The sequence below is a fragment of the Tolypothrix tenuis PCC 7101 genome, from assembly GCF_963874875.1.
GTDB classification, from domain to species: Bacteria; Cyanobacteriota; Cyanobacteriia; order Cyanobacteriales; family Nostocaceae; genus Aulosira; species Aulosira tenue.
Map to the genome: position 1 here is coordinate 1,547,807 of NZ_CAWNJS010000001.1, position 13,727 is coordinate 1,561,533.

General features: G+C 41.8%; 8 protein-coding genes. 2 read left to right on the plus strand and 6 right to left on the minus strand.

Annotation, left to right across the window (positions count from 1 at the left end):
- Positions 1-89: 89 nt before the first annotated feature.
- From AACU25_RS06305 to AACU25_RS06320, 4 genes are all read right to left on the minus strand, one after another.
- Entirely contained in the window at positions 90-1,670 is a 1,581-nt protein-coding gene (locus AACU25_RS06305; RefSeq protein WP_096574399.1) for a multicopper oxidase family protein, read from the minus strand.
- Between the two features lie 702 nt (positions 1,671-2,372).
- Positions 2,373-5,312: an RNaseH domain-containing protein gene (locus AACU25_RS06310; RefSeq protein WP_321206794.1), complete on the minus strand. Its 2,940-nt coding sequence runs from the start codon at positions 5,310-5,312 to the stop codon at positions 2,373-2,375.
- Between the two features lie 5 nt (positions 5,313-5,317).
- Positions 5,318-6,757, minus strand: coding sequence for a hypothetical protein (locus AACU25_RS06315; protein WP_190445870.1), 1,440 nt, complete (start codon positions 6,755-6,757; stop codon positions 5,318-5,320).
- Positions 6,711-8,672, minus strand: coding sequence for a hypothetical protein (locus AACU25_RS06320; protein ID WP_096574401.1), 1,962 nt, complete (start codon positions 8,670-8,672; stop codon positions 6,711-6,713). Before AACU25_RS06320 ends, AACU25_RS06315 begins: the two co-directional genes overlap by 47 nt.
- Positions 8,673-8,948: 276 nt before the next feature.
- On the opposite strand from AACU25_RS06320, the gene AACU25_RS06325 reads away from it, so the two are divergent.
- Complete coding sequence (locus AACU25_RS06325) at positions 8,949-9,362, plus strand: GIY-YIG nuclease family protein (protein WP_096574402.1); 414 nt, start codon at positions 8,949-8,951, stop codon at positions 9,360-9,362.
- Between the two features lie 13 nt (positions 9,363-9,375).
- Complete coding sequence (locus AACU25_RS06330) at positions 9,376-10,692, plus strand: DNA sulfur modification protein DndB (protein ID WP_096574403.1); 1,317 nt, start codon at positions 9,376-9,378, stop codon at positions 10,690-10,692.
- Between the two features lie 284 nt (positions 10,693-10,976).
- Here the strand turns inward: AACU25_RS06330 and glmS are convergent, their stop codons facing one another.
- Both glmS and psaC read right to left on the minus strand, forming a co-directional pair.
- Positions 10,977-12,854 carry a glutamine--fructose-6-phosphate transaminase (isomerizing) gene (glmS, locus tag AACU25_RS06335; protein WP_096574404.1) on the minus strand — a complete coding sequence of 626 codons (1,878 nt, stop codon included), beginning with the start codon at positions 12,852-12,854 and terminating at the stop codon, positions 10,977-10,979.
- A gap of 229 nt (positions 12,855-13,083) precedes the next feature.
- Entirely contained in the window at positions 13,084-13,329 is a 246-nt protein-coding gene (psaC, locus tag AACU25_RS06340) for a photosystem I iron-sulfur center protein PsaC (protein WP_012411495.1), read from the minus strand.
- Between the last annotated feature and the right edge of the window lie 398 nt (positions 13,330-13,727).

Here is a 13,727-nt window from a genome sequence, read left to right on the forward strand (position 1 = left end):
AGCAAAAATTTCTTGATTTGGGCGGGGAAAAGGTGAAGCAGTTAAAAATCTTTTCCCTTTACCCTAGCTTATTTAGCGAATTACTCAGACTAAAGCGTCGTCAGTTGCGAAATTGGTAGCGCAGGTGCTGTTGTCACCGGGTCGGGGCCACCTTGACCAATTTCAAACTGAGTCATCATGGCATGGTCTTCGTGAACAAGATTATGACAATGCATCATAAATTTACCTTTGATGTCTCTGTTATCCCGACTGCGAAATTGAGCAATCACTCTTACAGTCTCGAATTCACCCACTAAGAACACATCTTTCCAGCCTCGCTCGTAAGGACGAGGTGGTAAGCCGTTGCGGTCGAGTAGCTGCAAGTCCACCAGATGTATATGCACAGGATGTATCCAGCCACTACCAGGGTTGACCAATTCCCAAATCTCTACATCCCCTGGTTGTGGATTAGCATCTACGCGCTTAGAGTCCCAAGTCAGGTTATTTATCTTCCACTGTCCATTGTTGCGTTCAAAACGGAAGTTGCGAGTTCTAGCAATTGGCTTATCTGTGAGTGAATCTACAGGGCGTAATTGATTGGGAATAATACTATCATCCGGTTCTTGGCGCACAACGTCAAAACGCATAATTGTATGTGTGCGGACATCATTATCGACTGTACCAGAGGCAACATTGCGTAAGTACAGTTGGGAACCAATGGGATATTTAGAAAAATCAATGACGACATCATAACGTTCTGCCATGCCAATTTGTAGACCTTGCAATGGCGCAACCAACTCTACTGGTGATGCTAGTAAACCGCCATCGCTACCAATCACAATTAATCTTTCACCACTGGTTTGGGCTTCTGGTTTTTGGCTCAACACCAGTCGGTAATTTCGAGAGGCTGAAGCGTTTAAAATTCGGAAGCGGTACTTACGATTAGCCACTTGCATTTGCGGCCAAGGTACTCCGTTAACCAGAATCACATCTCCATATAGGCTTCTTTGATTGTTGTCATTAAAGATTAAACTGCCATCGCTAGCTAATCGTTTATCTTGAATAATTAGCGGCACATCATACTCACCTTTGGGTAAAGGCAAATTCAATTCATAGTCATCTTCCACAATGTACATTCCGGCTAAACCCATATATACATTGCGTGAAGTTAAATCAAGAGTGTGGTCGTGGTACCAAAGAGTAGCAGCGCGATCGTTAGGATAGATATAATCTTTGAAATATTGTGGCGGAATATAATCAATAGCATAGCCATCATATTGCGGCAGAGATGCCATGCCATGTAAATGGATGACATGATTGATTGGCCGTCCTTGAGCATCTTTATCTAGCTGATTAATAAACCTAACTTTCGAGAATCTTCCCCCTTCACTACGCTTACCGCCTCGTTGTCTAATTGTTGGGCCGGGACTGATGCCGTTATAGCCCCAAATCTCTGTTTTTAAACCTGGTAAAATCTCAATTGCAGATTTCTGAATGGTGATTTCATAGTAATCTGTGGTGTCATCACTACGTTGAGGTTTGAGTACAGGCGGTACTCGAAAAGGTAACTGAAACCGAGGGATTTGCGGACTCAATTGTGCAGCAGCAATACTGGGAAATCCAAAAGGTGATAGTAGCACACCACCGCCCGCTAAACTGAGTTTAATCGCCTCTCGTCTGCTAATTTTCATAATTTGTCTTGCCTAGAAATGACCCAGTGATTCCACTATTTCTTGACGAATAGTTGGTTGAAAAATAAGCAATTAGGAAGACTCAGGAAATTAATTTTTTCTGACAGCAGAACTTGCACCGCAAAATTAATGTACAATCCGCTATCTATGAGTGCAAATCAACGTTTAAGCACAGATAGGCTGTACATTACTTAATATTGTCTTCCGTTTGCATCCAGGAGTACGCCAATAATAGATATATTTCTATCTACTGAATATAAAGAAAAATCTAGGACGTTTGGTAGTAATTGATTGAGATAGATATAAAAATTTAAACCTTATCTCTCTTCTAAGAAACAGAAATGTTTCTTTACATCCATTGGGAATGCGATCGCTTCCCTCAGACGCTTTTGTTACTACGAGGAAAGTATAATCAGGAAGAAAACCAAAAGCAGTAGGCTTTGTTGCATAAAAGAGAAAAAGAACAAACCAATCCGAAGTATGGAGATGTGTTAACCTGGCGCTAACGCATCCTACTATTGCCGTCCAAGTGTCCGTAATTGCTGTGAAATAAACTCAGCTGGTGCTAATATTGCGTCTTACACACAATTTGGCAGTCAATGTTAGCTTTACAGAGAGTTTAATGGATCAAGCAGCAAACCGCACTATACATTTTGCTGCGATCGCTCAGATTTTGATACAGATGAGCTATAATATCTCAGATTAAATTTGCAAATTTACACCAAGTATGCATAAGTGATCCTCTATGACTTCCTGACCTAAGTGCATTGGGTATGGCGAAATGATATTTCCCATAGACCAAGCAGGTGAGTATCTTAAATAGTGAGGAACACGACATAGTGCTTTTAAAGCTTCTTCTGGTTGAAAATCTGGGCGTACAAAGAACGGTACAATTTCCACTAGCTGTTGATGTTTGAATGGAAAGTTAGCACCGAATTTATCCTCTTGATAACCGAGTTTATAAAGTTCGGGTATTGGCTTTTCATCTTGCGCCTTCTGTGTTTTTGGGAGTTTTCCCACAGAAAAGTAATGCAGTAGTTCTGGTACTGATTTATCGTAAAAACCGCTCAAATGTTGAAAATCTCGTGCTGGACAATCTTGGTTCCAAACCTGTCGATTGGTGATGTACTGTGGTGTTTCTTTATCAGTGCGAATCCGAATTACTGCTAGCAAGTTCTCTAGTTGGTTACTCTCACGGCTGTACTCGCAATTATGACCAGGAACATGGCGAAAGTCTAGAACGTTGCGTTTTGCCAGCAGGTACTCATTTTTCAACTGCAACCAGACTGAGCCATCATTATCTTCACCACGTTCGTTACGCCACCCTTCGGCTTCAACTAAAACAATGCTTGGCCTGTCTAAATGTTTGGTTACTACCCGCGCAACAAACTGTACTAATTCTGTACCGCTCAACTTGATTTTACTTTGAATGCGTTTTGTATTTTCTTGGCGATCGCGGCGTGCTTCAGCAAAAATCTTTCCGACAGTGATCCCCGCCTGTGAGTAAGGAATCCAATCATCACTATCAGGAAGCATTACATCTACCGCACCCGTTGCACGCAAACGAACCGCAAGCACATAGTGAATATCACCTTGATATTGGTTAGTTTTGCGACGACAAAAGGCAATTACATCTAGTTCTTGGGCAATTTCTTTGGGTATATTTGCTTGTTCATAGAGTTGAGAAGGTAGTCCGTATAGTACCCCAATTTGACGTAATGTCCCATCCAGTACAGCATTCATCACTCTTCCTTTTGTGGCTTTGCTGTAGGCTGGCGATTTGTCTTCATCGTCTTCTGTGTCACTTGATTTTGCTGTAACTGTCTGTATCATTTGGGAGCTAATTCCCTCTCTGACACAAGCTTCACGAATAGCTCCTTTGATATTTTGTTGCGGAAGAACTCCCTTTGTTTTGATGCGGCTAATTTCGATAATCGCTAAACAGTGGGGATTAGTCTCAAAATTTATCTGTGGAATAGCGTTTTTTTGGAGAAAAATTCGCCATGCTTCTCGCTTTGCTTGATGCTGCTTACGTATTTGATCATCGAATTTCTTACGATCTTTAGGCAAAAATCCACCTGTATTAAGTGGCTGCAAAAGCGTCGCATCATCAATCAAAATTTTTGAAACTGTTATATCTTGTGGAAAATCTTCATTTTCATTGAGAAGAAATACATCACGTAATTGCTGGTAAACTACTTCACAAGTGTCTTGTTCTCGATAAATCAGAAAAATGTGCATTGCTTTACCCTGCAATGCTCGGTAAATAGCATCAGTAGCAATTTGTTGATAAGGTTGGCGTTTTTTGCGAGGTCTAGAAATAAATTCATAATCCCGCATTGCTAGTGGTGCTTTTATCCCAGATGGTGCTGGAATATCAGATTGCATAGGATTATCTGGGATTAAAACGCCGTTGAGTAGTTCTAATACCCGTGCAATAATATCGCCCCGTTCCAAAAAACTAAAGCCAGTTTTTATACTGTGTCCTCGTTTAGATTTATCATGCTCGTACTTATATCCTTCAGCATGAACTATATAATATTCGTCCCTGTCACCCCAGTTATTTGAGTTATCTAAATTACCAAATACTGCGGGATTATTCAGAATATTTTCTGGCTGTTCTAAAGCGCGTGCTTTAAATGCAGCAAGTAATTCTGGTAGTTGTAATCTCCACAAATTTTCTTCTTCTTTGCCATTGTTCTCAATAACAAGACGTACTAAAGTTGAATCCACCTCATAATCAGATAAACGTGCCTTATTCATACCCATGAGAACAGAGATATCACGTCCATAGTTAGCTTCTAAAAGTGGTTTATGGGGGTATCTTTGACAACTCAAATATAAGAAAATCCACGGTTCTAGATTGCCATTATCATTGAATCTTCCTGCTTGTGTTTCAACATTAAAGTCTAGACGGTAAGCAAAATAACCTTCTTTTTCCTTACCATAATCATCTGTATAATTCGCCTTAAACGGCTTACTAATTAAGTAAAGTCCTACTCTACCCGAACCGCCTCCCTGTACTTTGCGCCATTGAATTTCATGTTGTCTTTTTTTAGAGTTAATGATGCACTTTTGACCATGCAACATGGTTGCTAAAAGACTGGGAATGGCTTGAAATCCCAATCCTCTCTCTGCGTTGATATCACGCACAAGTGTTTCCGGTTTAATCCTTTGCCAGTCCCAATCAGGTGGTATGATAGCCATTCTTTCGAGAAAGCGATCGCACACGCTATTCACTTCATTTTTTGAACCATACTGTTTCGTCCACTCCTGCGCCCAAATTCTCACTAATTCATGTATCTGCTGTGGTGTGGGAGTTTTCAATGGGTTCTCAGGTGTTCCTACAGCTAATGCTTGATATAAAGGAAGCTTGGTTTCCTCGTCAGAACCAACATACTCAAAGCCATATGTCAGCGTAGATGCACAAGCAAGCAAAGCATTATTTAACTGTCGATATGGTGGTGTAACCTCCCTGTTTTTACCACGATACAGGGTTGGTTTGATATCGTGGCAAAAGTCTCTTACTATCTGGACAAAAGGAAATGACAACACAGCAATCTCTAGGTTGGCAAAGGCATTTTTTACCAAACTCATCCGTGCAGGTAACAGAATATTTTCTGGTGTAATTTTGCTCGTCATACTCTTTATCTATCTCTTGCATCTATTTCCCAGTTGAAGCCATCAATATCAACCAAAGCATCTGCTATTGATTGGTATAAAGCTTTACTTATCGCATCTTCTTCAACATAATCACAAAGCAAATCAATGATTGCGGCTAGCAAGCTAGTACGTGGTGTATCGGGCTGTTGTTCTTTGGCATAGTTTGGCCCCCAAGCAGCATCAACAAAGTAAGCGTGAAAGGGAACACCTCCGCGCAAAAGACGACCTACAGCTTGAACGATTACGCCAGCCGTAGTCGCGGCTAAATCTTGACGGGGAAAGGCGCGTAATTCTTCATTTTTATACAGTGTTTTGTAGTAAGAACGATGTTCTACCGATCGCCAGTAACGTGCAGCTAATTGGCGCACAGCTTCCGCACGACCTAAAATTCCGTCTTTTTCCCAAGCTATGAAATTCGCATCTTCTACCCAATCCAAAGCACGACGGTTAATTTCTTGAGCGATCGCTTGAGTATCATGGGGATGAGGATAGGGACGGGTGAGAAAGTAAACCGCACCGAAAGCCGCTTTACCATTAGCATTCAAAATGTTGAATCCGCGCCCTATAGCACTTATCGGTGCAGCCAGGATTTTACCGCCAGTCAGTGCGAAAGTTTCGATATCAGCACGGTTGAGCGCACCAACTTCCATCCTTGAGAGATAGTTGATGTCATCCTCATTCAAAGTTTCTGTGCGATCGCGCTGCAAATGGTAGACTTGCTCGCGCATACCCCACCAACATTGACGAATTTCCTCTGCTACCCATCGCGCCTGATCGTAGGAGTTGACGAGTAATAGTATGCGTTCCCTATCCTGCCAAAAATCTGGATTGCTCTGGCCAAGCTGTTTCAATTCCTCAAGTTCCTGTCCTAAATCGCCACTACCGTTGTTACCAACTAATGCTTGTGCCATCTCTTTAAACATTCCCATCTTTTGGCGTTCTGGTGTCCCAGAAATACGGATAGGTTCATCTTTGTGGTTCGATTGGGGTAGAAACTTGAAGCGACTTTGAGCGATCGCTTCTGTTGCACTCACCTCGGGCATTAAAATACCTTGGGGATTGCCAACATGAAACTGTGTAGAATCTTGTAGATAAGATGTTCCTGATAGTGCCAAGACGTTAGGGCCGCGTTGACCATCCAAGTCTGTCAGCAAGCGATGAAAGTTCAAAACATAGTAACGACCAATGTTGGTATAGGCAAATATAGATAAAGCATTTTCGCTGCTATTCTCAGATTGGTTGTGATTGTCATCCTTGCGGGAATAGTAAGTACCAAACTGCCGTCCTGTTGGCGGTAAGGGTAAAATATTTAACATTGCTGTCGGCATCCGACGATGTGGTGGCTCGTCATCTAAAGTGGGTGGTCGATGATGCCATTCATAAAAAACAATGCGCGTGTGCCGATCTAAAAGGGTGATGGTCAAGGCAAACTGTAAACGATAAGCTAGGGTTTCGAGGGTATCTACCGGATCTGATTCTTCCTCCTGTTTTGGGGAAAAAATCAACTATCCAGGCTTTGCAAGCACGATAAATATTATCGTCGGTAGCACTTTCGCCAATACTATTAATCTGTTGAATCAACAGTGCTAGTCTCTGAACTTTAGAATTTGGTCGAGGTTGCCCAAGTAAAGGGTCATCATCAAGTAATGCGTCAAAATATCGCATTATCTGCTGTACACGTCGATTATTAGCTTTAATTTCTTGCTCAGTAACATCAGGATGATCTAACTCTTCAAGTCCAGCTAGGCGACGGGAAAATTTATACAGGAGAGAATTAGGTGTAAAGTAGCCACGTTCTATCCATTTACGTAAAAACTCGTGACCTAAATGCTTATCTAATAGGGTTAAAGTTGCTGTAACTACACTTTGTACATGACGTTCTGCGGTTGTCCATCGCTGCATCAATGGTGGGGTGACACGGTTGAATCTCATGTAATCTTCAGTTTGTACCCCAATGTCATCAAAAACACCACCATTGGTCAGTAAAACTTCTTCAGCATATACGTCATCAAACCACTTAATAACTGTGTCTACTTCATCAAACACAACAATATCGGAATGTAGATAAACGAGTTCCCCTATTTTGATCGGACGTAATTCTAGATGACGCGGTAAACCAGCCATTGCCATTGCACCTGGAGTTGTAATCCAAACACGGGCATTTGGCATATCACGATAGACCTGTTGTGATGGGCAAGCGGCAAAAAACGGACACAAGTGAGAGACACTAGGGTAATTGTTTTGTTTTTTACGCTTGCTTTCGCTTTCTGGTGCTTCTTTCAAAGAGTGACATGGCTCTGTTCCAGGTATGAGTGGCTTACCATGCAAACGGTCGAAGATATCGCTAGCTTGTAGTAGTCCTTGCAAAGCACAAGCCGTTCCCAAAAAGCGATCGCCCCAATGTGGTTGTCCGCGTTGCCAGTGTTCCTGAAAGTCTTTTGAGGCATAGAAGCTTTTCAGAGTGCGTCCTAATAAAGGTACTGCAACAGGCTCATCGTTTTCGGGATCGTCACAGAACCACCAATTAATTTGATTTGCTAACCGAATTGCTGATTGTACGTCACTGACAACTAAGGTGATGCGGCGATCGCTATGATTTCGTAATACATCAACAGCAAGCAAAGTTGACAGGGTAGACTTCCCAGAAGCAACCTGTCCTGCAATATGTACAAAACCATCCAAATCTAGTGGTTCTGTATTGCGATCGCTCACCGTCCCGTCTTCCTGAATTTTATGAAAGTTGATTTTACGAAAGCGGCTTACCCAGTGTCCTTTTTGGGTTTCATGCCAACCATATCGGCGTGCTAATAACTTTTCACGGACATCAAGGAACTCTGCATCTGATTCTAAATCTGAAATTCGCACTGAAAAAGGGTTGCGATCGCAGCACCAATAAGATTCATTTTCTTTACAGTCTTCGTAAAGTTCGCCAACATCATTAATAGATATGTAACGTGTCTTAGAAAACGTCTTGCGTAGGGTCTCTAAAGTAGTATAAGGATTCTCAATTAAGAATCGCCGCAGCAAAACATATTCTTGCACAGCGCGTTCAGCATCCGTTTCATTGGCTTCTTGCAGTCTCTCCAACAACCTCTGAAACAGGAAGTTCTCCAGCGCAATTTGCTGTATTTTCACAGAAGCAAACTCAGGCAGTTGTCCTCGTTTTATCAACTGTTCGTAGAAATACTGACTTGCTTCTTCACTTAGGGCTTTATCGTATATGAAGCCATATTCTGAGTCAAACTCTTTCGGTATTGATAAGGGATACCATGTTTGCAAGGGTTTTTCTAAAAGACTAAAAAGACCTTCTAAAGTACGTGGATAAGGAATACCTGTCATCTTTAATGCCAGTATTGCAGGCACGCTGTAAAAAATCAGGGTACGGGTATTTAGGGATTTGATATTGAGTATCTAGATGGAAAAACTCTACTAAACCAACAATCAGGAAATCAAATATGATAATTTCGCTGTTATCCAAGCAGTACCTTCCTTGTATAAAATAAACTTTGGAGCTTATAGTATGGTAAACTAAGCAACTTATTTTTCAACAAAACACTCTTGCTTTTGTACAAAATATGCTACTGTTTGTATAATCAACTATTAAGTTTGTACAAAATGAGGGGCGCAGCACATCATAATACTGAAGTAAATGAAAAATTTATTGCTGATCTGTTACGAGCACGCGCTCGTCTGATCTCAAATCCTCCTGCAATCAAGCTTGAGAAAACAATCCCCTATCGCCAAGGATTTGCGCTTACTGTCCCCAATACTTCAGGGATTTATCTATTTCATGATTTGCGTGGAGTCTTTTACGTTGGTCAGTCATGTGATCTGCGGCGGCGCTTCGATGAACACTTTTGGGAAAAGGATAATCCTCTTTTAGCTAGAGCACTTAACAATTTTGTTGGCGAAGTTTACTTTAGCTTTGTCAAAGTAAATGCTTTAGAGATGAATTCATCTGAACGTCAGCTAATTCACGACTTTTATCCCCTTTGCAATCGTATCTTGTATCTTTCCAGCAATAACTAAACAGAGAGAATCTATGGCAAATGTAATTCCTGCTATTGAAGCCAGAATGGGTAGTATTACTTACTATGAAGCTATTATGTCAGCCCGTGCCTTGGTCAGTTCAGTTCGTCCAGCGAACGAGTCAGATGAATGGGCAATGTGGGGAATAGAAGAACGGATGCAGCGCGAGGTTGATGAAAAGCGCATTCGTGAAGAAATCGTTCCTTATCTTGCTAAATCTCCTGATCGGTTTTTTGGATCTATCATTGTGCTTGTCTATAAACCGGAGGTCTTTTCTTTTGAGCCAGTAGGGACTCTTGGCAAGCTGCCTGCTGCATACAGCAGTGTGGCAAGAAACATGGGTTTCCTTACATTGGAAGGTGGAGAGTTGATTATATTAGATGGACAGCACCGTACAGTTGCGCTACGCGATATTATTAACAGCAAAGAAAAACCAGAAGGAGAGTTTATCTCAGAAGTTCCGAGCGACGAGGTGTGCGTCATTTTTCTTACGCATGAGAGTAATGAAAAGACTCGTCGAATCTTCAACAAAGTCAACCGCTATGCTAAACCGACGAGCCGTGCTGACAATATTATTACCTCCGAGGATGATGGCTACGCGATCATTGGGCGACGATTAATGAGGAAGGGAGCACCTTTAGGAGGGGAGTATTCAGATGATAAGAGCGGACGCGAACTGATTGTAGATTGGAAGAACAACACTATCACAGGACGGAGCAAGAAATTAACAACAGTAAGCGTGCTTTATGAGACAGCACGGGACATCTTAGCCTATGAGGGTATTCGAGACTTTGATGAGAAAACGAGAGTTCGCAGACCTTCTGAAGATGAGTTAGATGAAGCTTATGCACATGTAGCAAATTGGTGGGAAGACATTTTGGCAGAGATCAAACCATACAAAGAAGTTATTGATGAACTTTCTAAGGGTCAATCGCCTTCTTGTGCAGATAAAAGAGACGACGAATACCAATATTCCCTACTCTTTAAGCCTGCTGGACAAATTGCTTTAGTTAAGGGCCTTATCTGTGCAGTGGAGCGTGGTTTAAACCGCAAGGAAGCTCTGCGACGGGTAAACAAGGTTGATTGGCGTACCACTTCTGATATTTGGACTGGCACTATTGTTACTGCTAGTGGGCGTATGAGTACCGGTAAGCAGTCTTACGACTTGGCAGCAGAACTGATCGCGTATTTGATAGGAGCGGAATATATAAAAGATGAAGATATAGAAATTCTGAAAGAGCGGTATAACAAGGCTCGTGGATACGACTACAAAAATCAGAAGCCGGAAACAAACCCAGAGGAATTACCACAACCGGTGTCCTCACGATAACTGGCGGAGGACTTACACAAAAAATAACGAACGTAGAGGTAATTGGTGAATTATCTCTATCCAAGAAGGCTTTTGGTCTCATCCTGCGTAAGTCCTGTTGCTAATACCATTGCCTTGTACCTTTAACTATAAAAATAACCTCTGAGAGTTATAGCACCTTTACTTGGTACAATAGTACTCCATCAGAGGTTATTGTTGAATCGTTTTATTAATTGTTGAATCGAATTATTTATTGTTCAACTTTATTATGTTTCGACAACAACAACTATATATCTAACTTGCGACTACTCTACAGTGACACTTTTTGCGAGGTTACGAGGTTGATCAACATCTAAACCACGACGGGCAGCGATATGATAAGCCAATAGTTGCAGGGGTACTACGGAAACAAGGGGGGAAAGTAGTTCATCTACAGTTGGTACTGGTAATAAATCGTTGAAGATTTCGCCTGCTTCGCCATCTTTGACAGGAGTTACGCCAATTAAGCGAGAATCTCTGGCTTTGGCTTCTTGGGCGTTAGAAATTACTTTTTCGTAAACGCTACCAGGAACTGCGATCGCAACTACTGGTACTTTAGCATCCAAAAGGGCGATGGGGCCGTGCTTCATTTCGCCGGCGGGATACCCTTCAGCATGAATATAGCTAATTTCTTTTAATTTCAAAGCACCTTCTAAAGCGATGGGGAAGTTAATTCCTCTGCCTAAAAAGATGAAATCTTGGGTTTCGGCAAATTGATGAGCTAGTTGTTCTGTTAAACTTTCTTGAGTTTCTAAAGTGGCTTCAATTTCTTTAGGAATTTGTCGCAATCCCTCAATAATATCGGCAATTTTATCAGGGGAAATTGATTGACGATGAGCAGCTAAATCTAAGGCTAAAGCATAAAATGCCATTAATTGAGCTACAAAGGTTTTTGTGGCTGCAACCCCTATTTCAATCCCTGCCAATGTATTAATAATATGGGGAACTAGATGACCTAAGCTGCTTTCTGGGCGATTAGTAATACCCAACAATCGCGCTTGATATTTAGCTTCTTTACCTTGGCGGCGTTCTTTTTCCATCGCTAAAGCTGCCAAAGTATCCGCAGTTTCTCCTGATTGCGTAACACCAATAATTAATGTGTTAGCCATCAAAGGTGATGGTGCATAGCGATATTCCGAAGCATAATGTACTTGTGTAGAAATACCAGCTAATTGTTCTAGCAAATATTTTCCTACTAAAGCTGCGTGCCAACTAGTACCACAAGCCACAATTTGAATTTGTTCTATATCTGCATAGAATGATTCAGGTAAACCTAAATTAATCGGTGACTGGCTAGATCTAGCCGCATTAGCATCATTATTAAAATAAGCTTCTAAACTAGCGCGTACCACTCCCGGTTGCTCATAAATTTCTTTGAGCATAAAGTGTTTGAATCCCTGCTTTTCTACCATCGTGGGATTCAAGTTCAGTAGTCGGGGTTGTTTTTTCAGCCTATCGCCAGCAAAATTATAAACTTCTACGCCTAGAGGTGTTAAACGGGCAATTTCGCCATTGTCTAATGGTAGTACAGCCCTGGTATAGGCAACGATCGCGGGCGTATCGGAAGCGCAAAAGAACTCGCCTTGCCCAAAGCCAATTACTAAGGGTGCTTGTTGCCGAACTACAATCAATTCATCTGGATAGTCAGCAGAAATTACAGCCAGTGCAAATGCGCCTTCTAAGTGGCTAACTGCTTGACGCACTGCGTCTAATAAAGAAGAGGGAGATTTTTTGATAATTTCTGCAATCAGGTGGGGAATGACTTCGGTATCTGTTTCCGAACGAAACTGATGTCCTTTCGATTTTAAGTCTTCTCGCAACTCCCGGTAATTTTCAATAATGCCATTTTGCACTACCGCCACTCGCATTGCTGTGTCTAAGTGGGGATGAGCATTATACTCTTCTGGTTTACCATGAGTTGCCCAACGAGTATGACCAATACCAATTTGGGCAGGGGTTTCTAATTGTTCTAGTTTAGAACGTAAGTTATGCAGTTTACCCTTAGCCCGCACACATTGAACATCACCTTCCCAGATGGTAGCAATTCCAGCAGAATCATACCCACGATACTCGAGTTTTTCTAGTCCAGCTAGTAGGATTTCTGTTGCTGCTTGGGTACCGATATAGCCAACAATTCCGCACATTTAGTTCACCATTCCCTGTTGAGGATGACTCCAACCTGTTTAAGTTGGTATCATAGATGTGACATTTTAGCAAAGAAAAAAGGAGCGTATTACTCCTTTTGATAGTCACTATTTTTAAAGAACGATACTGTAGGGTGGCAAGTTCCCACCCTACGTTGCTAAAGGTGCTTGCTAATTAAGACAATAGATTGCGAGCAAAATGAGAAATTAAAATGAATTCCTCAAAAACCTAGTAAGCTAGACCCATGCTGCGAGTAGTTTCAGCACCAAGGTAAACCCGGATGCTTAAAAAGTCTGTAGGACAAGCGGTTTCGCAACGTTTGCATCCTACGCAGTCTTCTGTACGAGGAGAAGAGGCAATTTGAGCAGCTTTGCAGCCATCCCAAGGTACCATCTCTAATACGTCAGTAGGGCAAGCGCGGACACACTGAGTGCAGCCAATGCAGGTATCGTAGATTTTTACGGTATGAGACATTGAAAAAAGGCTCCTTTCGAGTGTTCTTCTCTGCGAAGGAATTATAATCAAGGCATAGTTTACCGCAGTGGCTGAGGCTCCGTAATCAAAAGGCTACATAACTTTAAACAATGTAATAGGCTCCTAGGAAAAATTGCCTTTTTGATCGCGGTCTCTATCGCCTGTTCCCCCTAATAAATCAACCACATCATAGGCTGGAATCGGCTTTGCCGACTCCCAAGCAGCGCTCCGCCTTTGTGAAGATTTATGAATCAAAACTCAATCTATATTAAACAGCAAAGAGCAGGCAAGAAAGTCGCATATGGTACTTAGCAGGTTGAGCTTCAATGCAAAACACAACTGCAGCACTGACTAAGCGATCGCCTAGATTGATTTCGATGCCAATCATAGCATTTTGT

Bases quoted from the DNA above. Each gene is read 5' to 3' on its own strand.
- AACU25_RS06305 (WP_096574399.1), bottom strand. From the start codon at position 1,670: ATGAAAATTAGCAGACGAGAGGCGATTAAACTCAGTTTAGCGGGCGGT.
- AACU25_RS06310 (WP_321206794.1), bottom strand. From the start codon at position 5,312: ATGACGAGCAAAATTACACCAGAAAATATTCTGTTACCTGCACGGATG.
- AACU25_RS06320 (WP_096574401.1), bottom strand. From the start codon at position 8,672: ATGACAGGTATTCCTTATCCACGTACTTTAGAAGGTCTTTTTAGTCTT.
- AACU25_RS06325 (WP_096574402.1), top strand. From the start codon at position 8,949: ATGAGGGGCGCAGCACATCATAATACTGAAGTAAATGAAAAATTTATT.
- AACU25_RS06330 (WP_096574403.1), top strand. From the start codon at position 9,376: ATGGCAAATGTAATTCCTGCTATTGAAGCCAGAATGGGTAGTATTACT.
- glmS (WP_096574404.1), bottom strand. From the start codon at position 12,854: ATGTGCGGAATTGTTGGCTATATCGGTACCCAAGCAGCAACAGAAATC.
- psaC (WP_012411495.1), bottom strand. From the start codon at position 13,329: ATGTCTCATACCGTAAAAATCTACGATACCTGCATTGGCTGCACTCAG.